Raw genomic sequence first — 21,534 nt, 5'->3', positions numbered from 1 at the left:
ACAAAGCATAATGATAGCGATAACATTTTGTTTTTCAGGTCGTTGATTCTCTTAGAGATGTCCCGGAGGGCGCTGGCAATTGCGCGGACCATCATCAATAATGCCCACAGGAAACGACTCAACACAGGGGCTTAGTCGTGAAAAGCAGAAAACCGACGCGCGCGCCGACGCTGGATGACGTTGCCCGCAGCGCCGGGTTGTCATCGATGACGGTTAGTCGGGCGCTGAATACGCCGCAGCTGGTACGGCCAAAAACGGTCGAGAAAGTGATGCAGGCGGTGCAGGCGACGGGCTACATCCCCAACGCGCTGGCCGGCGGCCTGGCCTCCAGGCGCAGCAAGCTGGTGGCCGTGGTGGTGCCGCAAATTAACAACAATATGTTTGTCGATACCATCCAGGCGCTGAGCGATACCCTGGCGGCGCGCGGCTACCATATGCTGCTGTGCGTGGCGGGCTACAGCCGACAGACCGAAGCCGAGCTGGTCGCAACCTTACTCTCCCGGCGTCCGGATGGCGTCGTGTTGACCGGCATTCAGCACGCCCCGGCGTTGAAGAAGACGATTCTCAACGCCGCTACGCCGGTGGTGGAGATCTGGGATCTCACCCCGACGCCGCTGGATATGCTGGTCGGTTTTTCGCATGAAAAAGTCGGTGAAACCATTGGCGAGTATCTGCTGGAAAAAGGCTACCGCCGACCGGGTCTGCTGTGGGCCGGCGACGCGCGCGCGACGTTGCGAAAGCAGGGGCTCTGCGCACGGCTGGCCAAAAACGGCATTGACGATGCGCCGCAGGTCGAAGTGCCGCTTCCGGCATCACTGGCGCTGGGGCGTCGCGGCCTGGCCGAGCTGCTCGCTGGCGGCGAATTTGACGTTATCGTCTGCAGCTCCGATACCCTTGCCCAGGGGGCGATTATGGAAGCCGAAAGCCGGGGTCTGCGCGTGCCGCAGGATCTGGCGGTGATCGGTTTTGGCGATCTGGACTTCGCCGCCAGCAACCGTCCGGCGATCACCACCGTCAGCGTCGACCGTCACGCCATCGGCGAGCAGGCGGCCACGCTGCTCGCCGACCGCATCGAAGGCGGCGGTGAAGGGGACGTGATTATTGATATCGGCTTTCACCTGGTGGCGCGGGAGTCGGCGTAGGGCGTTCTATAGCGGCATCGCGCGATCGAATCTATACTGCAACATGGCTAAACCTGCCGCCGCCGCGCTCCTGTGCGGCGAATTCACGAGGGCGCAGAACATGATCACCGTCTATGGCGTACCCGGCTGGGGGTCGACAATTAGCGAACTGATGCTGACGCTGGCCGATATCCCGTACTATTTTGTCAACGTTGAGGGCTTTGACCAGCCGGGCCCGCAGCGCGACCGCCTCAAACAGATAAACCCGCTGTGTCAGGTGCCGACCCTGACGCTTGCAGACGGCAGCGTGATGACCGAAACCGCCGCTATCGCCCTGATGATTCTCGACAGGCGGCCGGATCTGGCCCCGGCGCCGGGCTCGCCGCAGCGGCATGCCTTTCAGCGTCTGCTCATCTGGCTGGTGGCGAACGTTTATCCCACCTTTACCTTTGCGGATTACCCCGAACGCTGGGCCGCCGATGCGCCAGAGCAGCTGCGGGAAAGCTGCATCCGCTATCGTAAATCGCTCTATTTGTGGCTGGAGCAGCAGCTCGCCGCCGCGCCGTATGCGCTGGGCGCGGGGATAACCCTGCTCGACTGCTATATCGCGGCGATGTGCGCCTGGGGCCCGCGCCGGGAGTGGTTTGCGGCCCATACGCCAAAATTCGTCGCCGTGGCGGATGCGGTGTATCGCCATCCCAAACTCCAATCCGTGCTGCGTCGCAACGAGCTGATTTAAAGCACAAAATGAGAACTGAACGTCGCCTGCTATGATAGCTTTATTGTCTTGACAATAAGGAGCCTGCTATGCCGCACGTTGATATTAAATGTTTTCCCCGCGAGCTGAATGATGAACAAAAAACGGCGCTGGCCGCCGATATTACCGAGGTGTTGATTCGCCATCTGAACAGCAAAGAGAGTTCGGTGAGTGTGGCCCTGCAGCAGGTAGAACCGAGCGACTGGCAGCAGGTCTGGGATAGCGAAATCGCGCCGCAGATGGAGCAGTTGATTAAGAAGCCGGGTTACAGCATGTAACCCGGGCCCCCGGAGGCGATGCTGCGCATCTGTCCGGGCTACGGGTCCTCAGTGGTCTGCGATTCGGTACCCCGGGCAAGGCGCATCGCGCCGCCCCCGGGAGCGTGGGCACTGAAGCCAGGTCATGAGCGATACGTCTTGTCCTGGGCCAACGCGTCACAATGTACCGGGTACATAAAATCCTTTGATTACTGTACACAGTACATGTATATTGTCTGGTAAGTCGTAAGGACATCAGGGAATGAGATGTTTACTTTTATTGAACTACAAGGCTTCAGTAAACGACGCCAGGTGCTGTTACCGGATGATGAATTTCGGGCCTTTCAGGAAATCCTGATCAATGATCCTGAGGCAGGTGACACCATTTCGGGAACCGGAGGTTTTCGTAAAATCCGCTGGAGTCGTCCCGGAACGGGCAAGCGCGGCGGCGTGCGGGTGATTTACTATAATGTAACGATAAAGGGAAGAATTTACCTGGCGCTCATCTATCCTAAAAATGAACAGGATGAATTAAGCCAGGAGCAGAAAAAGATGTTAAGGCAGGTTGCTGAGTTATTAAACTAGCCAATAAACATAAAGTAAGGCTGAGCTATTAATGATTGAAACATCGATAGCGCCAGAGAGCCAACTGAGGTGTATATGAAAGACGAATTGTTTGCCGATCTGCTGGCTAGTGCAGAAGAGATGGTCAGGATTGAGAAGGGTGAACAAACGCCGAAGGTGCACCACGTTCATACCTTCAGCGAAGTTGATGTGAAAGCGATACGCGAAGCCACAGGTTTAAAACAGCAGGACTTCGCCGCCGCCGTTGGCGTTAGCTATGAGCTAGTTAAAAGCTGGGAAACGAAACGACGTCATCCAACCGGTGCATCCAGAAAGCTGCTTTTATTGCTTCAGGGCAATCCATTGATTATCAATTTGTTGAAGGTTATTTGAATCGTTACGCTTCGCAACGAAAATGGCAGGATCTGCACCCTTTCGTAACCGAGGACATTTAAAAAGGAGAGTATTACGTATGGAAACCAGTGATTCTATTTTGAAAGAAATCGAGAAATACAGCACTCATATTGATAGGTTTAGAGCGCGAGCAAACATTCATGGTATCTGGTTGTTTATTGCTACCCTTGGATGCTGGGGGGTAACTGAGCCCAGTATTCGGATATTGGCATTCGTTATGCTTTTCTTTATTTTTTTGTTTCTTCTACACGGTAGCTTTCCAGGTGAAAAGCGAACGTTTAAAAAGATTCACGATGATATAAAAAATAAAATACTTAATAATTTAACACCAGAACAACAGCAAGAAAGGTTTGACGATCTTCTCATCGTTGAGAAAAAACGAAAGTCACTTGTTGGAATTATAAAAACAACCTTTATCTTTTTAGCCTGTTATGGTTTTTATTTTATTAGTTTATTTTACTTCATACAGAACTGGCATAGCGATAAAGTTACAGCGTGTATTTAAATAAACCCGTCCAGGCGTTTGCCCCGGACGGGCAACTTTATTAAAACCAAATCTCCGTCTGTACCCCGAAGTTCCAGTTCCCCCCGGCGGTAAAGCCTTTACTGCCGAAATCATCGTTAATTGCGTAGCGATCCAGATCCTTGTCCCAGTTCATCCAGGTCACAAAGAAACGTATCTCCGGTCGCGCTTTAATATCCAATACATCGCCCACTTTGAACGTCGGGGCGAAGGTCAGCTTGTAAAAATCGCCGCTCACCGCCTGGTATTGATGCACGCCGCTGTCGTAGCGATAGGTTCGTCCATGGGGATTGAGGTCCATATATTGCCAGGACGCCTCGTACAGCAGGGCGAAGTTGCGGGTGATCCCCTGCGAAACCCGCAGGTTGAAGGTCGCCCAATCGTAGCGGTCGCCGTCGCGGTAGCGATCTTCGCTATGCTGGGCGATAACCGATGGCGCAAGCTGCCAGTTTTTGCCCAGCGGCAAAATACCGTAGGACGCAAAGCGCAGAGATTTGGCGTTTTCAGTAAGATCGCCATCGCTGCCGGGCTGCCGCGCCTCGGCGCCCAGTCCGCCGCCGTACTGCAGGGCGCTCTCCGATACGCCTGGCGCCAGGCCGTAGAACCGCTGTTTATCGTGATACGCCAGCATCGCATAGTAGCCGTTCTTCGCCGTATTATCGCTGCGCAGGGCGTAGCTGCCGGTCGTCGACGTATTATCCTTTAGCGAATCGTTACCCTGCGCGGTCATTGCCGTGGTCATTAGCTGCCAGTTGTTCCAGAAGTGGTTGGCGGTGAACATCAGGTTCTGGATATCGTTATCTTCATAGTTATCGCTACCCAGATCGCCAAAGCTGCGCGCATAAACCGAGTAGTCGCCGCGCAGCGCGCTGTTCCAGTTGACGTCATTGATCCCGCCGCCGGTACCGCCGAGGAACATAATATCGCTATCGGTAAAATGGATATCGAAGTTATCGCGGTCGAAACGCTTGCCCGCCCAGATGGAGGCGTTCCTGAACGGCCCGGAAAAATCGGCGAAATTGCCCATCTCGACGTACAGCTGGCGCACGTTCAGGTGATGGCTATCGTTATCCTGCACCCACGGATCCGGGTTGGTCGCGCCGTCGGCCAGCATGGTTTTAAAGTGCGCCCACGACCCGTCGCTGAAGGTTATTTTCTTGCCGAAGCTCAGCTCGACGTAGTTATCTTTCTCGTTACCGAGACGGCCAACATGGGCGTCACCGTTGAGCGAACTGGCCGGCGAGATCCCCGGACCGCCGCGCGCGCCTTTGCCGTGGCTGTTGACCAGCATTCCGGAGCGGGCGTAGGCGTTAAATTCAAAGCCATCGCTCAGGCGGGTTTTCGCCAGCTGTTTGTCGGCAGCCTGCTGCTTTTGCTCCGTGGCATCGGTGCGCTGGCTTAACGTCTGCACCTGTTTTTCCGCCGCCGCCGCGCGCTGTTCTGCCGCGCTGGTGCGCAGCTCCGCCTGCTGCGCCTGACGCTTGGCCTCTCCGGCCTCCTGCTCCGCATGGTTAAGCCGGGCCTCCAGCTGCGCCAGACGTTGTTCAACGCTGAGCGGGGCCGCACTCGCGCCGTAAGCTGAAAAAAGGGCGCAGCAAACCGCTGCGCTAATCAAAGAGATACGCATATTAATCCTTATTTTTTCAGAGGTATGAAGGGTATGCAGCGCCTTACAGGGCGTGGTTTTCTCCGGCGACTGATGACGCATCCGACGGCGCGCGGCGTCCGGCATCAAGGTCGGCGCGGATCTGCTCGTACTGGTCGTCGAGGCGGTAGAAACGGCCTATCCACAGCATCGAGGCGACAATCAACAGCGCCGGGATATAGAGGTAGCAGGCTTTAATCGCCAGCATCGCGCCGTCGCTTTGGGCCTGGTTGGCGATATAGCCGCCGGATGAGAGCAGTACCCCGGTAATAGCGCCCGCGCCCGCCATAGCCACTTTGCCAAGAAAGCCGTTGATAGAGGTCAAAATGCCAGCGGTATTGATGCCGGTTTTCCACACCCCGTAATCCACCGGATCGGCCTGCATGGAGAAGTAAATTGCCGTGCGCTGTCCGGCGCCAAGCGATAGCACCACCGCACCGGCGATCAGCCCCCAGCTGTTAACGCCTGCCGCCATCATCATGCCCATGCCGACCAGGTTGATCGCGCTGGCCGCCAGGTAGACGTGGCGTTTTTTCATGCGGCTGGCGAGCAGCGGTACGGTGAGGGTACCCAGCAGCGGCACGAAGGTGGAGATCCCGGCGACGATCGCCGTGAGATCGTTATTGCCGACGTAGTAGTGGAAGAAGTAGACCAGCGCCCCGGTCTGGAAGAAGAACGCGCCCCACATCAGGAAAATATTAATGGCGAAGACGAACCATGGCCGGTTGGCGCGCAGGCTGACCCAGGCGCGTTTTAAGGTCATGCGCTCCTGGGTAATGCTGATATTTTCTTTAACGTTACGAAAGCTCACCAGCAGGAAAAAGGTGGCAATAACGCCGAAAACCACCGCCGTATAGAAGAAACCGTGCTGCTGATTGCCTTTCCCCAGCGCGCTAACCAGCGGCAGAGTGGCGACCGCGACAATGGTTGCGCCGAGCGAGCCGAGCAGGATACGCACCGCCGACAGCGTGGTGCGTTCGCGCGAGTCGTTCGTCAGAAACGGCAGCATGGCGCAGAACGGAATGTTGACGAGGGTATAGAGAAACGACAGGCACAGGTAGGTGATAAAAGCGTAGATCAGCTTACCGGTGGTGCCGAAATCCGGCACGTAGAAGGCCAGAATACACAGCAGTCCGAAGGGAAGCGCGCCGATCAGCAGGTATGGACGACAGCGTCCCCAGCGGGTGGCGGTGTTGTCGATAACCAACCCCATCAGCACATCGGCAACGCCGTCCACCAGACGCGTAACGAGGAACATCAGGCCAACGTAATAGGCGGGCAGCCCCATCACGTCGGTGTAAAAGAACATCAGATAAAGAGAGATCATCTGCCACACAAGGTTGCAGGAGAGGTCGGCGATGCCATAGCCAAGGCGCTGCCGCCACAGGGTAAAGGTTGTTTCTGCCATAAAAATAAACTCGCTTATCGTTGTTGTTAAAGTCCGTACTGGCGAATAAACCAGGCCGGGGTGCAGCTCCACGCATGGCAGTAACTGTTGATCAGTTTGCTGCCATAAGGGGAAAAGTCAGGATGCGCCGGGTCGAAGATTTCCCAGAAAGTATCGGCGCCGTAGTCGACCATGGCGCCCCAGTAGGCCTTGATCTGCGCAATCGCTTCATCCCGCAGCCCGCACTGCAACAGGGCGGCGATATAGTGGTGACGCAGGTACGGCGTGTTCATGGCGATGGCGGGGGGATTTTTCTCCAGGTTGCGCATGATCTCCCGTCTCTGCTGCGGCGTGCCGACTTCCGCCAGCACCAGCCAGATTTGCGATGCCCATGAGACCTGGCGCAGCGGGCCGCTAATGTAGAAGCCTTGCCGCTCGTCCCAGAACGAATCAAGCGCCGCCGCTTTAAGCTGCTGTAAACGGGTGCGATAGCGGGCGGCTAATTCAGGCTCAAAGCGTTCCGCCAGCCAGACCGCGCGCTGCAGGCAGTAAATCAGCACGCCCTGCGCCGCCGCCTGTTTATTCAGCGACGCTTGCCAGTCGATAAACACCCACCAGTCGTCGCTATCGCGCACAATACCGGAGGGGCCGCAGCGGCTTAGCGCCAGCTCTACCTGACGGCGCGCCGTGGGCCACAGCTCGCGGGCCGTTTCAACGTCCTCGGCGCTTTGCCAATGGTTATAAAGAACGTCGACAAAAAACAATGAATAATCAAACAGAAAGGTATCGTCCGCAACGACATCCGGCTGGACGAACACGTTGGCCGACACCATCCCATCCTCGCGAGTATGCCCGGCGAAAAGGTACAGGCAGCGGCGCACCAGATCGTGGCGGGCGAAGGTGACATCGTTGACCAGCGCCTGCAGACGTAAATCGCCGAGCCACAGGCGGCGGTCGCGTTTGGGCCCATCTTCAAACACCTCCTGCATGCAGTTTTGTAGGGTCAAAACGGCGATGCTATCGATGGCCTGGAGCTGCGGGTCGGAGGTGGTCGCCGCCGGGCATGCGCCGCTGGCTGAGGTAACGGCATTAACCTGGATCTGGTCAAACTGCAGACGAAACTTGCGCGAAACGGCTTTGACCTCCACCTTCAGGTAGCGGAAACAGTAGCGACGCGGGAGATCAACTTCGGCGGGCAGGACATCAAGCCACAGATCCTGCTGCTGCAGCCAGCTGCTGCTGAGCCAGCCCTGATAATCGCTGAACGGTTCGCACACTTCGCTCAGCGTTTCGCCGAAGGTGAACTGCAGATGGGCCGGAGCGTCCGGCGGGCTCCCGGCGCTCCGGCAGAGAAAATGCAGGTAGCCAACGTAGTGGCTGCCAAAATCAATAATGACGCTATCGCCGCTGGTCAGCTCGCGCTGGTAAAACGCGGCCAGGGTGCTCACCGGCTCGGCGCGCCAGCCAAAGAGCGCCGCGGCGTCGGCGCGGGCTTCCACCACCGCGCTCGGCAGATGCGCCTGACGGCGCAGCGCGGGCCGGAGCGCCTCGGCGATGCGTAGAAAATGCGGGTGGCGAGTCATCGTGACCTGAGAATTATGCTGAATTGCCTGTGACATACTGCGTCCTCTGTGTTTAATTGTCCGCAGCATAAGACGCCGCCGCCCGCGGCAACCACTCTGGCAATGCCAATGCATTTGACAAAATGGCACTGATAATGGGGTGGGCGGGTCGGCGATCACAATTCCACAAATCTGACTCGTGGCCGCCGGTGAAATGCATTATCTTGCCCGTGCACCGTATGTCGTTTTGGACTTAATCGATGATGTTAACCGTTGAGTATTATTTCACCCATCCGCAGGATAAGTTGGGGATGTACGCCAGTGACCCGGAAGATAATAGCCATGAACACAGTCACGAATTTGCTGAACTGGTGATCGTTGAGCAAGGACACGGTTTACACGTTATTAATGGCCGGCCATTATATATTCAACAGGGGGACGTTTTTTACGTTCAGCCGGGCGATGTACATTATTATGATGAGCTGGGAACGCTGAAGTTAATTAACGTATTGATTAACCCACTGGTAGAGTTCCATTATTTACAGCAGCTCGATACGTTATTGCAGACCTTCTCCGCGCGGAAGGCCGCCTGTTACGGCTGGCTGGCTCCGGACACCCGCCATACCTGCAAGGAGCTGGTTGACAAAATCTTTTCACGCGAGCTGCGGCAGGCAGGAAATATCGCCCTGAGAGAAGCCGCGTTTTTCCAGCTGGTAACGACGATTCTGCATGCGGAAACCGAAGCCGAATACAGTAATACCAAATATAAGCTGCATAAGCTGCTGACCTGGCTACAGGAGCACTGTTTTGAAGAACATAACTGGCAGCAGCTGGCGGATAAATTTCATCTGACTACGCGGACCGCTTTTCGTCATATTAAAGAGGCGACGGGACTGACCCCGGATAATTATTTAAAGCGGCTGAGATTAGTTTCGGCGCGCGTAAAATTACGCGAAACCGATATGACGATCACCGAAGTGGCTTATTTATGCGGTTTTGCCAACAGCAATCACTTTACCACCTTATATAAAAAGGTTTTTGGCCTGACTCCCAGCGAAGACCGGCGTCGTTTGCAGCGGTAGTTCTCTCCCCGGAGGCGATGCTGCGCATCTGTCCGGGCTACGCGCCCTCAGCGGTCTGCGGTCCTGTCGCCCGGGCAAGGCGCTCTGCGCCGCCCCCGGGATGAAGCGAGCAGGCCGCTAACCGCGCCTGCGTCAATGAGGGAGCCTACTCTTCCGGGGTATTGGCGCGGACGTGGCGACCGCTGGCGACAAAGTTGCCGGTGCCGAGATGATGCAGGGTATTAATTTTATCGTCGTCGAACTGCCAGCGGCCGGTGACGAAGGCGCGCTCATCGGCGGCGGCGGAAACCACTTCGCCAAACAGCGTATCGTACTGCTCCTGAGCCGCCGTTGCCGGCAGCAGTCGGCACTCCATCCACGCCAGACACTTTTCTTCAATCAGCGGCAATCCCAGCTCCGGGCCTTGCACCACCGGAATACCATAAGCGTTAAATTTATCCTCATCGCGCCCGCTGATGCTGCCGACCGCGTAGGTCCAGCTGGCGGCTTCGACGCCGGGGACGACGATGCCGAAGGTGCCGTTGCGCTCGATAATTTCCCGTGTCCAGGCGCTTTTATCCACCACGATGGCCAGCCGCGGCGGGGCGAACTCCACCGGCATCGACCACGCGGCGGCCATAACGTTGCGGCGTTGAGACGGGGCGTCATAGCTGGTTATCAGAATGGTCGGGCCATGGTTGAGCAGGCGACTGGCGTACTGGAGTTCCACGTGGCGAAAACGGCTCATATGCGTTCCTTGGTAAATGGGTCTGATGCCAGACAACACGTTAATCCGCAATGAAAATGTAATCAATACGTCATCGAGGCTCCCTATAGTCGGCGTCACTAAGTCCCAAAGAGGATAACAAGATGTTAGCTCCCCTGAATTTATCTCAGGTGAGCGCGCGCCGGCGGATGTTGACCGCGGGCAGAGCCTCGCTTTCCCATCGGGGAGGGCGATAATGCGCGCGCTGACCAGCATTAAACTCGACGGCGTTTCTTTCGCCTTCGGCGCCCACACCGTGCTTAATCAGATCGATCTGCATATCGATGCGGGCAGCACTGTTGCGCTGCTGGGGCCTTCGGGCTGCGGTAAAAGCACGCTGCTGCGCCTGCTCGCCGGATTAACCGTACCCGCCAGCGGCAGCATTCACTTTGGCGATCGCCTGGTGGCGAAAGCCGGCTGGGGGATGCCGCCGGAGCAGCGCGATCTCGGCATGGTCTTCCAGGATTACGCCCTGTGGCCGCATATGACGGCGGCGCAGAACGTGGCTTTTCCGCTGCGCATGCGCGGCGTCGGGCGTCAGCAACGTCAGCATAGGGTCGAGGAGGCGCTGGCGCTGGTCGGCCTCAGCGGCTTCGCCGACCGCAAACCGTCAGGGCTTTCCGGCGGCCAACAGCAGCGCATCGCGCTGGCCCGCGCCATCGTCGCCGAACCGCGCGTGCTGCTGTTCGACGAGCCGCTCTCCAATCTCGACAGCGAGCTGCGCGAGTCGCTGTGCATCGAAATGAGCCGCCTGCTGCGCCAGCTGGGCATCACCGCCGTCTACGTCACCCACGACCGTCGCGAAGCCGAACTGCTGGCCGACAAGATTGTGCATTTATCCGCGGGCTGCGTTGCCGCCGTCCGCGCCGTTTCTTCATCCTCAGGGGAACCCGCATGAAAGCCGTTATGACCGTTAAGAAAGGAGCCGTGCTCGCGATGATGTTGTCCGCCACAATGATTTCCAGCGCCCACGCGCTCACCGTTTATACCGCCGGTCCGGGCTCGCTGGCGAAAAGCCTCGCCAGCGGGTATGAGCTGAAAACCGGCGTTAAGGTGAATATTTTCCAGGCCACCACCGGCAAGGTGATGGCGCGTCTTGAGGCCGAACAGGCTAACCCGCAGGCGGATGTGCTGATCTCCGCTTCGTGGGATACGGCGGAGGATCTCCATCATCGCGGCTGGCTGCTGCCGTACCAGAGCGCCAACGCCGATAAGGTTCCGGCCAACCTGAAATCCGCCGATTACGTTGCCCAGGGTATTTCGGCGCTGGGGATTGTGTGGAACAGCAAAAGCGGCACCCCGGAGCCGAAAGAGTGGCGCGACCTGACCGAAGCGGCGTTCAAAAACAAAGTGACGACGCCGGACCCGGCGCTTTCCGGCGCATCGCTGGATTTGCTGATCGGGTTACAGAATGGCATGGGCGATAAAGCATGGGCGCTGTTTGACGATTTAAAAAACAACGGCATGGTGGTTAGCGGGCCGAACGCCCAGGCGGTGACGCCGGTGATGCAGGGGGCGAAAGCGGCGGTGTTCGGCGCGGTCGATTATGTGTCATACGGCAATATCGATCAGGGCGAATCGCTGAAGGTGATTTTCCCGGCCAGCGGCACGGTGATTGCTCCGCGGCCGATGATGATCCTCAAAACCAGCCAGCATGCTGACGATGCAAAAGCCTTCGTGGATTATGTGCTGTCGCCGGAAGGCCAGGCCCGGGTCGCCGATGCCTGGCTGATGCCCGCCCGCAGCGATGTTCCGGCGAAGCGCCCGCTGCTCAACGAGCTAAAAATTCTGCCAACCGTCAGCGATGGCAAGAGCGACCGCAGCGCGGTGCTTTCCCGCTTTAATACGCTTTTCGCCCAGTAAACCGATTTTGCCCGGGGCTGCGAAAATTTGCCCCGGCACATTCCCCGGAGGCGGCGCTGGCGCGCCTGTCCGGGCTACCGGACCGCAGATGGCTGTGACCCTGTAGCCCGGCTAAGCGCAGCGCGAGCCGGGAAAGATCGTATTCAGGAAAATACCGTGAAACAGAAACTGATTTCCGCTGGCACGCTGGCGGTGCTGCTGGTGCTGGTGGCGTTGCCGCTGCTCTTTATTGTTCTGCAGGCAATTTTCCCCCGGTTTAGCGCCGGATCGCTGGAAGGCGCGTTTAGCGGCGTGGCGGCGCTGATTGCCGACCCGCAGCTGCCAATGATGCTCGGCGGTACCCTGTGGGTGGCCTGCGGCGTGGCGCTGATGAGCGTGCTGATCGGCCTGCCGCTGGGCGTGTTGCGCGGGTTGTTTAATGTGCCGTTGCCGCGGCTGTGGGATGTGCTGTTTCTGATCCCGTTTCTTACGCCGCCCTATATCGCTGTGCTGGAGTGGACGCTGTTGCTGCAAAGCAACGGCTATCTGCAACAGCTAACCGGCTGGGATCTCAACGATCTGCTGTTTAGCCGCAGCGGGATTGTGCTGGTGATGACGCTCAATATTTTCCCGGTGGTCTATTTTGCCGTTTCGCGCAGCCTGCTGGCGAGCGGTCAGCGGCTGGCGATCGTCGCTCGGGTGCACGGGGCCTGCGCCTGGCGGGCGTTCTGGCACATCACGCTGCCGATGCTTTCACCGGCGCTGGCGGCGGGGATGCTGCTGGCGTTCACCCTGGCGATAGAAGAGTACGGCGTTCCGGCGGCCCTCGGGCCGCGCGCGGGTCTGCTGATGCTCACCGTGGGAATTGAGAAAAAGCTCGCCGACTGGCCAATCGATCTCCCCGGCGCGTCGCTGCTGTCGCTGCTGCTGATGGCGGTGGCGCTGCTGGCCTGGTGGCTGCAAAAACGGCTGACAGGCGATAAAGAGGTCACCAGCGTCACCGGCAAACCGGGAGAGAATAGCGGGGCGGAGTTGGGCTGGCTGGCGCTTCCTGCGACGTTGTTAATGGCGAGCGTCGGGGGCGTGGCCGTGATGCTGCCGGGAGCATCGATGGTGCTGACCAGCCTGATGAGTACCCTGTCGGGCGGTATTCATGGCGATAACTTTACCCTCCGCCATTTCACGGCGCTGTTTGCCCAGCAGGGCGACGCGCTGTCGGCGCTGGGCACCAGCCTTTCGCTGGCGCTGGCTTCGGCGCTGATTGTCGGCGTCATTGGCCTGCTGGCGGCATGGCTGGTGCTGGTGCAGAAAATGAAGGGCAGCGCGATCGTCGATGCGCTGTCGTTGATGCCGGCGGCTTTGCCGGGCGTGGTGGTCGGCGTCGGGCTGATTCTGCTGTGGAACCAGCCGTTCTGGCCGGTGTCGCCTTACAACACCGGGTTTATGCTGCTGCTGTCCTACTGCTGTCTACTGCTGCCGTGGCCGGTGCGCTACGTTGGCAGCGCGCTGCGCCAGCTTGGTCATAACCTTGAGCCCGCCGCGCGGGTGCACGGCGCCACGCCCCTGCAGGCGCTGCGCCTGATCGTCCTGCCGCTGGTCTTTCCGGCGCTGCTGGCGGCGATGCTGATGGTGTTTGCCATCGCCTCACGCGAGCTGGTGACCTCGCTGCTGCTGGCCCCCGCCGGGACGCAAACCGTGGCGGTGTTTATCTGGCGTCAGTTTGAGCAGGGATCCCCAGGACAAGGCATGGCGATGGCCTCGCTGACGTTGTTTACCGGTCTGGGGCTGATGCTCAGCGCGCTGGCGTTGATGCAGCGGGGCGCGCGCGAATAACGCCGATCGCACAAAATACGCCATCAGGCGACAAAAAAAGGCTATAAATGTCGGACACCGATTGCTGGAGGCATTGATGAGTCCCTTTTTAAGCGCCTATTTTTCTCGCCTGGGCTGGGTGGGCACCCCGGATGTATCTCTGAACACCCTGCGCGAACTGCATATCCATCATAATGGCGCCATCCCCTTTGAGAATCTCGATGTGCTGCTGCCCAGAGAGATTCATCTCGACGATCGTACCCTTGAGGATAAGCTGATTCATGGTCGCCGCGGCGGCTACTGCTTTGAGCAAAACGGCCTGCTTGAGAGGGCGCTGCGCGAGATCGGTTTTAACGTGCGCAGCCTTCTGGGCCGCGTGGTGCTGGCCAATCCGCCGCATATGCCGCCGCGAACCCACCGGCTGCTGCTGGTGGACGTGGAGGGTGAACGCTGGATTGCCGACGTCGGCTTCGGCGGCCAGACCCTCACCGCGCCGATTAAGCTGCTGGCGGATATTGAACAAGCCACGCCGCACGGCGAGTATCGCCTGATTTACGAAGGGGATGAGTGGGCGCTGCAGTTTAGCCATCACGGCCACTGGCAGTCGATGTACCATTTTGATTTAGGTCGCCAGTACGCTGCTGACTATGTGATGGGCAACTTCTGGTCGGCGCACTGGCCGCAGTCGCACTTCCGCCACCATCTGCTGATGTGTCGCCATTTACCGGACGGCGGCAAGATGACGCTGACCAATTTCCACTTTACCCATTGGGATAAAAACCATGTGGTCGAAAAGCTGGATTTAGCGGATGTTCCGGCGCTGTATGAAGCGCTGAAAACGCGTTTTGGCCTCGGCGTCGATGATGCCAAATACGGCTTCAGCGAAGCGGAGCTGGCGGCGGTGATGGCGGCGTTTGATACCCATCCCGAGGCCGGAAAATAAACATCGTACAGAACCATTGGCTGTCAAACGTGGATGTTACCCGGCTTGCGCGATGCTTAGCCGGGCTACAGGATCCTGTGGCCCGGGTTAGGCGTTGACGCCGTCACCCGGGATGATTGCCGATTTTGCTCAGCGTCTTGAACGCACCACCTGGTAGCGGCGGGTGAAATATTCAAACGGCGCGCTCCAGACGTGAACCAGGCGGGTGAACGGGAACAGCAGGAAAATCGTCATCCCCAGCACCAGATGCACGCGGAAGACAAAGGCGACGCCGCTGAGCATTTCAGACGAGCCGCCGCGGAAAGTCACGATGCCCTGCGCCCAGCCAACCAGCTTCATCATTTCACTGCCGTCAGGATACTGCGCCGAGAAAGGAATCGTGCTCAGCCCGAGCAGACACTGAATCAGCAGAATGCTCATGATGATAATGTCCGGCATCGTCGAGGTGGCGCGCACGCGCTGGTTGGTCAGACGGCGCCAGAGCAACCCCGCGCCGCCAATCAGCGTCAGAACGCCGCACACGCCGCCGAGCACCATCGCCATCTGCTGCTTGACCGCAATCGGCAAAAACCAGGCATACATCCAGTGCGGCGTTAGCATGCCGAACAGATGGCCAAAGAAAATGCCGAGTATGCCGATATGGAACAGATTCGACCAGATTACCATCCCGCGTTTATCCAGCATCTGGCTGGAGGAGGCGCGCCAGGTGTACTGACCGTAGTCGTAGCGCAGCCAGCTGCCGAGGAAAAAGACCGTCGCGCAGATGTAGGGGTAGATGTCGTAAAAAAAGACGTTCAGGTACTGTATCATTTCGGGCCTCCCGCGCTGACGTCGACGTACTGCGGCGCCACGTCCTGGCTAAAGCGTCGTTGATATTGCTGTAACGGTGAGCTGTCACAGGCCGTAGCGTTGTCTTCGATAAATTTCACCTGTTCTTCTTCCCAGACCGCATCCAGCGCCTGCCGGGTGTCATCCCGTGTTTCTTGCTTGACCTGCTTCGTGACACTGTCACTTGAAAGAGGGCTTCCGGCAAGGTTCAGCAGGGCGTCAAACAGCAGGTACCACGGCGTATCGCGCTGCTTGAGCCGCCCGCCCAGCAGGGCCAGAATCGGCGCGACGTTTTGCAGCCCTTCGCGGGCTTCGGCTTCCGGCAATATGCTGAGGTATTCCAGATACAGCGGCAGATGGTCGGGAAGTTCGCGGCAGTCGAGCACCAGGCCCGCTTTTTCATACTGGGCGAGCAGATCGACCATCGCCTGGCCGCGATCGCGAGACTCGGCGTGAACGTGTTCAAACAGCAGCAGCGACGTGGCGCGGCCCCGGTCGAACACTTCGCACCATTCGGCCTGCTTGTCCAGCAGCGGGGCATTCAGCATCGCCGCGGCGAAGTCGTCGAGCAGGGGGGCGTCGCGACGCACCATGCTCAGCACCTCCTCCTTGCACTGCCAAAGAAACTCATCCGGGTACTCCATCAGCAGGCCGATCGCTTTGAGGATTTGCATCATTCCCCCTCCGCTTTATCGCGCACTTCGGTGATGTTGATGGCATCGATACGGCTACTGTTGAACAGGTTGAATTTGCTGTCGGAGCCGTGGCAGCCGTCGCCAAAGGTAAAGCCGCAGCCGTTGCGCTCGGGGAAAGCGTCGCGCGCCATTTCACGGTGGCTGGTCGGGATCACGAAGCGGTCCTCGTAGTTGGCGATCGCCAGATAGCGGTACATCTCCTCGACCTGCTCAACGCTTAAGCCCACTTCCTCGATGGCGCGGGTATCGGTGACGCCTTCCACCGTTTGCGAGCGCATGTAATGACGCATCGCCATCATGCGCTTCAGCGCGCGCAGCACCGGGCCGGTATCGCCCGCGCTGAGCATATTGGCGAGATACTGCACCGGAATACGCAGGCTTTCGATGGCCGGAAGCACGCCGTCGCTTTTCGGCAGACCGCCGGCGTCGGCGTAGGACTGAATCGGCGACAGCGGCGGCACGTACCAGACCATTGGCAGGGTGCGATATTCCGGATGCAGCGGCAGGGCCAGCTTCCAGTCCATCGCCATTTTGTACACCGGCGAGCGCTGGGCGGCATCAATCACGTTTTGCGGAATCCCCTGTTTCAGCGCTTCTTCAATCACCGCCGGGTCGTGGGGGTCGAGGAACACCTCGCATTGCCGCTCGTAGAGATCGATTTCGCGCTCGGTGCTGGCGGCTTCTTCAATACGGTCGGCGTCGTACAACAGCACCCCGAGATAGCGAATACGTCCGACGCAGGTTTCCGAGCAGACGGTGGGCTGTCCGGACTCGATGCGCGGGTAGCAGAAGATGCACTTCTCCGATTTGCCGCTTTTCCAGTTGAAGTAGATTTTCTTGTACGGGCAGCCGCTGATGCACAGACGCCAGCCGCGGCATTTGTCCTGGTCGATCAGCACGATGCCGTCTTCTTCGCGCTTGTAGATGGCGCCGCTCGGGCAGGTGGCGACGCAGCTCGGATTCAGGCAGTGCTCGCACAGGCGCGGCAGATACATCATGAAGGTGTTTTCAAACTGGCCGTACATCTCCTTCTGAATCTTGTCGAAGTTACGGTCGCGGGCGCGCTTTTCAAATTCGCCGCCGAGCAGCTCTTCCCAGTTGGGCCCCCAAATGATTTTATCCATCCGTTTACCGTCGATAAGCGAGCGCGGGCGGGCGGTAGGCAGATGTTTGCCCTCCGGCGCGTTGTGCAGATGCTGGTAATCAAAGGTAAACGGCTCATAGTAGTCGTCAATCTGCGGTATCACCGGATTGGCGAAGATCTTGGTGATGACGCCCATTTTGCCGCCCAGACGCGGGCGTATTTTGCCATTAACGTCGCGCACCCAGCCGCCTTCCCATACCTCCTGGTCTTCCCAGTTTTTCGGATAACCGATGCCCGGTTTGGTTTCGACGTTGTTAAACCAGGCGTATTCCATCCCTTCGCGTCCGGTCCAGACGTTTTTACAGGTGACGGAACAGGTGTGGCAGCCGATGCATTTATCAAGATTGAGAACCATGCCGACCTGTGAGCGTATTTTCATTTTTTCGCCTCCTGTACCCCATCGCGACCTTCGTCATCCAGCCAGTCAATATTTTTCATTTTGCGGATCATGATGAACTCATCGCGGTTGGAGCCGACGGTGCCGTAATAGTTGAAACCGTAAGCCAACTGGGCGTAGCCGCCGATCATATGGGTTGGTTTCGGGCACACGCGGGTCACCGAGTTATGGATCCCGCCGCGCCGGCCGGTGACTTCCGAGCCCGGAATATTCATCAGGCGTTCCTGGGCGTGGTACATCATGGTCATGCCCGGCGGTACGCGCTGGCTGACCACCGCGCGGGCGGTGAGCGCGCCGTTGGCGTTGAAGGCCTCGATCCAGTCGTTATCTTCGATACCCAGCTCGCGGGCGTCGGTTTCGCTGATCCACACGATCGGCCCGCCGCGCGACAGGGTCAGCATCAGCAGGTTTTCGCTGTAGGTGGAGTGGATGCCCCATTTCTGGTGCGGCGTCAGGAAGTTGAGCGCTTTTTCCGGGAAGCCATTGGGCGGGATCGCTTTCATCTGGCTGACGCTGCGGGTATCAATCGGCGGTCGATAAACCACCAGGCTTTCGCCAAAGGCGCGCATCCAGGGATGATCCTGATACAGCTGCTGGCGGCCGGAAAGGGTGCGCCAGGGAATCAGCTCGTGGACGTTGGTATAGCCGGCGTTGTAGGAAACATGCTCGCTCTCAAGGCCGGACCAGGTCGGGCTGGAGATGATTTTGCGCGGCTGGGCCTGAATATCGCGGAAGCGGATTTTTTCATCCTCTTTATTGCACGCCAGGTGCGTGTGCTCGCGGCCGGTAAATTCGCCGAGGGCCTGCCAGGCTTTTACCGCCACCTGGCCGTTGGTTTCGGGGGCCAGGGCGAGGATCACTTCCGAGGCGTCGATGGCGCTGTCGATGCGCGGGCGGCCTTTCGCCGGGCCGTCCAGCTTGACGTAGTTCAGCTTGCCGAGGAAATCGACTTCGCTCTGGGTGTTCCACGTAATGCCTTTGCCGCCGTTGCCCAGCTTGTCGAGCAGCGGGCCAAGGGAGGTGAAGCGCTCGTAAGTCGCCGGGTAATCACGCTCAACCACGGCGATCGACGGCGCGGTTTTACCCGGCGTCAGCTCGCATTCGCCTTTCCGCCAGTCCAGCACCTCGAAGGGCTGCGACAGCTCCGCCGGGGAGTCGTGCTGCAGCGGCACCAGCACCACGTCGGTCTCTTTATCGAGGTGGCCGACGCAGACCTCGGAGAAGGTTTTGGCGATATCTTTGTAGATTTCCCAGTCGCTTCGTGATTCCCAGGCCGGATCTACCGCGGCCGACAGCGGGTGGATAAACGGATGCATATCCGAGGTGTTCATATCGTCTTTTTCATACCAGGTGGCGGTCGGCAGAACGATATCGGAGAACAGGCAGGTGCTGGACATGCGGAAATCGAGGGTCACCAGCAGGTCGAGCTTGCCTTCGATGGCCGCGGTCTGCCACTCCACCTCTTCGGGCTTCACGTTATCGCTGGCGCCCAGCTCATCGCCCTGAATACCGCTGTCGGTACCCAGTAGATATTTGAGCATATACTCGTGGCCCTTGCCGGAAGAGCCCAGCAGATTAGAGCGCCAGATAAACAGATTACGCGGATGGTTTTTGCCGTTATCCGGCTGTTCGCAGGCGAAGCGGATCTCGCCGGACTTCAACGCCCGGGCGGTGTAGTCGGCAGGGGAAAGACCCGCAGCGGCGGCCTGTTCCTTGATAGTCAGCGGGTTGACGCCCAGCTGCGGCGCGGAGGGCAGCCAGCCCATGCGTTCGGCACGGACGTTAAAGTCGATAAGGCTGCCGCTGAATTGGCTGGCGTCGGCCAGCGGCGACAGCAGCTCCTGGGCAGTCAGCTTCTCATAGCGCCACTGGCTGGCGTGATTGTAGAAAAAAGAGGTGCTGTTCATCTGGCGCGGCGGGCGGTTCCAGTCAAGGGCGAACGCCAGCGGCAGCCAGCCGGTTTGCGGGCGCAGCTTCTCCTGACCGACATAGTGCGACCAGCCGCCGCCGCTCTGGCCGACGCAGCCGCAGAACACCAGCATGTTGATCATCCCCCGGTAGTTCATATCCATGTGGTACCAGTGGTTGACGCCGGCGCCGAGGATAATCATCGACCGCCCGTGGGTTTTATGCGCGGTATCGGCAAATTCACGGGCGATCTGCTCGATGTGCTGGCGCGGGACGCCGGTTATCTGTTCGGCCCACGCCGGGGTATAAGCTTTCATCTCGCCGAAGTCCTGCGCGGCGTTGGGATCGTCTAAACCGCGATCGAGCCCGTAGTTGGCGAGGATCAGATCATAGACGCTGACCACCAGGCCGGTTTCGCCGTTGGCCAGCGGCAGCTGTTTAACCGGCAGCTGATGCAGGGTTACCGGCTCCTGCTTAACGCTGCGAAAGTGCGGGTTTTCGTTGCCGCCGAAGTAGGGGAAACCCACCGTTACCACGTCGTCACGGCTATCCAGCAGCGACAGCGAGAGTTCAATCGCTTGCCCGGCGGCCTGCTGTTCGAGGTTCCATTTGCCTTTCTCTCCCCAGCGGAAGCCAATTGAGCCGTTAGGGGCAACCAGATTGCCTGTGCTGCTGTAAGCGACGGTTTTCCACTCCGGGTTGTTGCTTTCGCCCAAATCGTCAACCAGATCGGCGGCGCGCAACATGCGGCCGGGAACGTAGAAACCCTCCTCGCGGCGTTCAAGCATCACCAGCATCGGCATATCGGTGTAGGTGCGGCAGTAGTTGAGGAAATAATCGCTGGGGTTATCGAGGTGAAAGGTTTTAAGGATCACCTGGCCCATCGCCATGGCCAGCGCGCTGTCGGTACCCTGTTTCGGCGCCAGCCACTGGTCGCTGAGCTTGGCGACTTCCGAAAAGTCCGGGGTAATCGCGATGGTTTTGGTGCCCTTGTAGCGCACTTCGGTAAAAAAGTGGGCGTCCGGCGTCCGGGTCTGCGGGACGTTGGAGCCCCAGGCGATGATATAGCTGGAGTTGTACCAGTCGGCGGATTCGGGAACGTCGGTCTGTTCGCCCCAGGTCATCGGCGAGGCGGGGGGAAGGTCGCAGTACCAGTCGTAGAAGCTCAGGCAGGTGCCGCCGAGCAGCGACAGATAGCGGGTACCGGCGGCGTAAGAGACCATCGACATCGCCGGGATCGGCGAAAAGCCCGCCACCCGGTCCGGGCCGTAGTTTTTGATGGTCCAGACGTTGGCGGCGGCGATCAGCTGGTTCAGCTCCTTCCAGCTTGAACGGATAAACCCGCCTTTGCCGCGAACCTGTTTGTAGCTAAGGGTTTTTACCGGGTCGCGCATGATGCTGTCCCACGCCTCTACCGGATCCGGATGCTGGGCCAATGCTTCGCGCCACAGCGCAATCAGCCGCTTACGCGCCAGCGGATACTTCAGGCGGTTGGCGCTATACAGGTACCAGGAGTAGCTTGCGCCGCGGGGGCAGCCGCGGGGCTCGTGGTTCGGCAGGTCAGGGCGGGTGCGGGGATAGTCGGTTTGCTGGGTTTCCCAGGTCACCAGCCCGTTTTTGACGTAAATTTTCCAGCTACAGGAGCCCGTACAGTTCACGCCGTGCGTTGAGCGGACGATTTTGTCGAACTGCCAGCGCTGACGGTAGCTGTCCTCCCAGTCGCGGTTGGTGTTGTACACCTGGCCGTGACCGTTGGCAAAGCTCTCGCCTTTCTGCTTAAAGTAGCGAAAGCGATCCAGTAGTTTACTCATGACATTTCTCCTGCTTCGATAATGTCCGGCCTGACAAGACCTTACGATCCCGTTTGCCGGATAAGGCGTCAGCCGCCATCCGCTAAAAAAGATGTCG

General features: G+C 58.8%; 19 protein-coding genes. 11 read left to right on the top strand and 8 right to left on the bottom strand.

Annotation, left to right across the window (positions count from 1 at the left end; all coding sequences use genetic code 11):
• Nucleotides 1-137 precede the first annotated feature (137 nt).
• The 6 genes from GUC22_RS13770 (at nucleotide 138) to GUC22_RS13745 (ending at nucleotide 3,618) form a co-directional block, all read left to right on the top strand.
• Entirely contained in the window at nucleotides 138-1,142 is a 1,005-nt protein-coding gene (locus GUC22_RS13770; RefSeq protein WP_004138163.1) for a LacI family DNA-binding transcriptional regulator, read from the top strand.
• Nucleotides 1,143-1,242: 100 nt separating this feature from the next.
• Entirely contained in the window at nucleotides 1,243-1,860 is a 618-nt protein-coding gene (locus tag GUC22_RS13765) for a glutathione S-transferase family protein (protein ID WP_049086006.1), read from the top strand.
• Between the two features lie 68 nt (nucleotides 1,861-1,928).
• Nucleotides 1,929-2,156 (top strand): tautomerase PptA, encoded by a 228-nt coding sequence (pptA, locus tag GUC22_RS13760; RefSeq protein ID WP_004138159.1) that lies wholly within the window; start codon nucleotides 1,929-1,931, stop codon nucleotides 2,154-2,156.
• Nucleotides 2,157-2,402: 246 nt separating this feature from the next.
• Nucleotides 2,403-2,720: a type II toxin-antitoxin system RelE/ParE family toxin gene (locus tag GUC22_RS13755; RefSeq protein WP_004138145.1), complete on the top strand. Its 318-nt coding sequence runs from the start codon at nucleotides 2,403-2,405 to the stop codon at nucleotides 2,718-2,720.
• Nucleotides 2,721-2,795: 75 nt separating this feature from the next.
• Nucleotides 2,796-3,092 (top strand): NadS family protein, encoded by a 297-nt coding sequence (nadS, locus tag GUC22_RS13750; RefSeq protein ID WP_004138143.1) that lies wholly within the window; start codon nucleotides 2,796-2,798, stop codon nucleotides 3,090-3,092.
• Between the two features lie 79 nt (nucleotides 3,093-3,171).
• Nucleotides 3,172-3,618, top strand: coding sequence for a hypothetical protein (locus GUC22_RS13745; RefSeq protein WP_160183583.1), 447 nt, complete (start codon nucleotides 3,172-3,174; stop codon nucleotides 3,616-3,618).
• 40 nt (nucleotides 3,619-3,658) lie between these two features.
• Here the strand turns inward: GUC22_RS13745 and GUC22_RS13740 are convergent, their stop codons facing one another.
• The 3 genes from GUC22_RS13740 to GUC22_RS13730 are packed head-to-tail and all read right to left on the bottom strand — an operon-like array spanning nucleotide 3,659 to nucleotide 8,287.
• Nucleotides 3,659-5,263 (bottom strand): carbohydrate porin, encoded by a 1,605-nt coding sequence (locus GUC22_RS13740; protein WP_131930035.1) that lies wholly within the window; start codon nucleotides 5,261-5,263, stop codon nucleotides 3,659-3,661.
• 43 nt (nucleotides 5,264-5,306) lie between these two features.
• Complete coding sequence (locus GUC22_RS13735; protein ID WP_082237196.1) at nucleotides 5,307-6,689, bottom strand: glycoside-pentoside-hexuronide (GPH):cation symporter; 1,383 nt, start codon at nucleotides 6,687-6,689, stop codon at nucleotides 5,307-5,309.
• Nucleotides 6,690-6,715: 26 nt separating this feature from the next.
• Nucleotides 6,716-8,287 (bottom strand): family 78 glycoside hydrolase catalytic domain, encoded by a 1,572-nt coding sequence (locus GUC22_RS13730; protein ID WP_064342630.1) that lies wholly within the window; start codon nucleotides 8,285-8,287, stop codon nucleotides 6,716-6,718.
• Between the two features lie 203 nt (nucleotides 8,288-8,490).
• Here GUC22_RS13730 and GUC22_RS13725 point away from each other — a divergent pair, with 203 nt between their 5' ends.
• Entirely contained in the window at nucleotides 8,491-9,312 is an 822-nt protein-coding gene (locus tag GUC22_RS13725; RefSeq protein ID WP_004138139.1) for a helix-turn-helix domain-containing protein, read from the top strand.
• A 145-nt stretch (nucleotides 9,313-9,457) separates the two neighbouring features.
• Here the strand turns inward: GUC22_RS13725 and GUC22_RS13720 are convergent, their stop codons facing one another.
• Nucleotides 9,458-10,039: a flavin reductase family protein gene (locus tag GUC22_RS13720; protein WP_024358247.1), complete on the bottom strand. Its 582-nt coding sequence runs from the start codon at nucleotides 10,037-10,039 to the stop codon at nucleotides 9,458-9,460.
• Between the two features lie 211 nt (nucleotides 10,040-10,250).
• Here GUC22_RS13720 and GUC22_RS13715 point away from each other — a divergent pair, with 211 nt between their 5' ends.
• From GUC22_RS13715 to nhoA, 4 genes are all read left to right on the top strand, one after another.
• Nucleotides 10,251-10,955: an ABC transporter ATP-binding protein gene (locus GUC22_RS13715; protein ID WP_162685325.1), complete on the top strand. Its 705-nt coding sequence runs from the start codon at nucleotides 10,251-10,253 to the stop codon at nucleotides 10,953-10,955.
• On the top strand, nucleotides 10,952-11,920 hold the full coding sequence (locus GUC22_RS13710) for an ABC transporter substrate-binding protein (RefSeq protein WP_102649842.1): 969 nt from the start codon (nucleotides 10,952-10,954) through the stop codon (nucleotides 11,918-11,920). The genes GUC22_RS13715 and GUC22_RS13710 overlap by 4 nt, the downstream gene beginning before the upstream one ends.
• Nucleotides 11,921-12,076: 156 nt before the next feature.
• Nucleotides 12,077-13,732 carry an ABC transporter permease gene (locus tag GUC22_RS13705; RefSeq protein ID WP_098362671.1) on the top strand — a complete coding sequence of 552 codons (1,656 nt, stop codon included), beginning with the start codon at nucleotides 12,077-12,079 and terminating at the stop codon, nucleotides 13,730-13,732.
• A 76-nt stretch (nucleotides 13,733-13,808) separates the two neighbouring features.
• Nucleotides 13,809-14,654 (top strand): N-hydroxyarylamine O-acetyltransferase, encoded by an 846-nt coding sequence (nhoA, locus tag GUC22_RS13700; protein ID WP_024358243.1) that lies wholly within the window; start codon nucleotides 13,809-13,811, stop codon nucleotides 14,652-14,654.
• A 129-nt stretch (nucleotides 14,655-14,783) separates the two neighbouring features.
• Here the strand turns inward: nhoA and narI are convergent, their stop codons facing one another.
• The 4 genes from narI to GUC22_RS13680 are packed head-to-tail and all read right to left on the bottom strand — an operon-like array spanning nucleotide 14,784 to nucleotide 21,437.
• Complete coding sequence (narI, locus tag GUC22_RS13695; protein ID WP_004138129.1) at nucleotides 14,784-15,464, bottom strand: respiratory nitrate reductase subunit gamma; 681 nt, start codon at nucleotides 15,462-15,464, stop codon at nucleotides 14,784-14,786.
• Entirely contained in the window at nucleotides 15,461-16,156 is a 696-nt protein-coding gene (gene narW / locus GUC22_RS13690; protein WP_004138128.1) for a nitrate reductase molybdenum cofactor assembly chaperone, read from the bottom strand. Before narW ends, narI begins: the two co-directional genes overlap by 4 nt.
• Nucleotides 16,156-17,700, bottom strand: a complete 1,545-nt coding sequence (gene narH, locus GUC22_RS13685) for a nitrate reductase subunit beta (RefSeq protein WP_004138127.1) — start codon at nucleotides 17,698-17,700, stop codon at nucleotides 16,156-16,158. The genes narW and narH overlap by 1 nt, the downstream gene beginning before the upstream one ends.
• Nucleotides 17,697-21,437, bottom strand: coding sequence for a nitrate reductase subunit alpha (locus GUC22_RS13680; RefSeq protein WP_082237191.1), 3,741 nt, complete (start codon nucleotides 21,435-21,437; stop codon nucleotides 17,697-17,699). Before GUC22_RS13680 ends, narH begins: the two co-directional genes overlap by 4 nt.
• Between the last annotated feature and the right edge of the window lie 97 nt (nucleotides 21,438-21,534).

It is taken from the genome of Klebsiella sp. MPUS7 (assembly GCF_009905335.1).
In the GTDB taxonomy this organism is placed as follows: Bacteria; Pseudomonadota; Gammaproteobacteria; order Enterobacterales; family Enterobacteriaceae; genus Klebsiella; species Klebsiella grimontii.
This window is presented reverse-complemented; position numbering and strand designations above follow the sequence as displayed.

What these genes read in the sequence shown, in the direction of transcription:
- GUC22_RS13765 (WP_049086006.1), top strand. Translation starts at nt 1,243, where the DNA reads ATGATCACCGTCTATGGCGTACCCGGCTGGGGGTCGACAATTAGCGAA.
- pptA (WP_004138159.1), top strand. Translation starts at nt 1,929, where the DNA reads ATGCCGCACGTTGATATTAAATGTTTTCCCCGCGAGCTGAATGATGAA.
- GUC22_RS13755 (WP_004138145.1), top strand. Translation starts at nt 2,403, where the DNA reads ATGTTTACTTTTATTGAACTACAAGGCTTCAGTAAACGACGCCAGGTG.
- nadS (WP_004138143.1), top strand. Translation starts at nt 2,796, where the DNA reads ATGAAAGACGAATTGTTTGCCGATCTGCTGGCTAGTGCAGAAGAGATG.
- GUC22_RS13745 (WP_160183583.1), top strand. Translation starts at nt 3,172, where the DNA reads ATGGAAACCAGTGATTCTATTTTGAAAGAAATCGAGAAATACAGCACT.
- GUC22_RS13740 (WP_131930035.1), bottom strand. Translation starts at nt 5,263, where the DNA reads ATGCGTATCTCTTTGATTAGCGCAGCGGTTTGCTGCGCCCTTTTTTCA.
- GUC22_RS13735 (WP_082237196.1), bottom strand. Translation starts at nt 6,689, where the DNA reads ATGGCAGAAACAACCTTTACCCTGTGGCGGCAGCGCCTTGGCTATGGC.
- GUC22_RS13730 (WP_064342630.1), bottom strand. Translation starts at nt 8,287, where the DNA reads ATGTCACAGGCAATTCAGCATAATTCTCAGGTCACGATGACTCGCCAC.
- GUC22_RS13725 (WP_004138139.1), top strand. Translation starts at nt 8,491, where the DNA reads ATGATGTTAACCGTTGAGTATTATTTCACCCATCCGCAGGATAAGTTG.
- GUC22_RS13720 (WP_024358247.1), bottom strand. Translation starts at nt 10,039, where the DNA reads ATGAGCCGTTTTCGCCACGTGGAACTCCAGTACGCCAGTCGCCTGCTC.
- GUC22_RS13710 (WP_102649842.1), top strand. Translation starts at nt 10,952, where the DNA reads ATGAAAGCCGTTATGACCGTTAAGAAAGGAGCCGTGCTCGCGATGATG.
- nhoA (WP_024358243.1), top strand. Translation starts at nt 13,809, where the DNA reads ATGAGTCCCTTTTTAAGCGCCTATTTTTCTCGCCTGGGCTGGGTGGGC.
- narI (WP_004138129.1), bottom strand. Translation starts at nt 15,464, where the DNA reads ATGATACAGTACCTGAACGTCTTTTTTTACGACATCTACCCCTACATC.
- narW (WP_004138128.1), bottom strand. Translation starts at nt 16,156, where the DNA reads ATGCAAATCCTCAAAGCGATCGGCCTGCTGATGGAGTACCCGGATGAG.
- narH (WP_004138127.1), bottom strand. Translation starts at nt 17,700, where the DNA reads ATGAAAATACGCTCACAGGTCGGCATGGTTCTCAATCTTGATAAATGC.
- GUC22_RS13680 (WP_082237191.1), bottom strand. Translation starts at nt 21,437, where the DNA reads ATGAGTAAACTACTGGATCGCTTTCGCTACTTTAAGCAGAAAGGCGAG.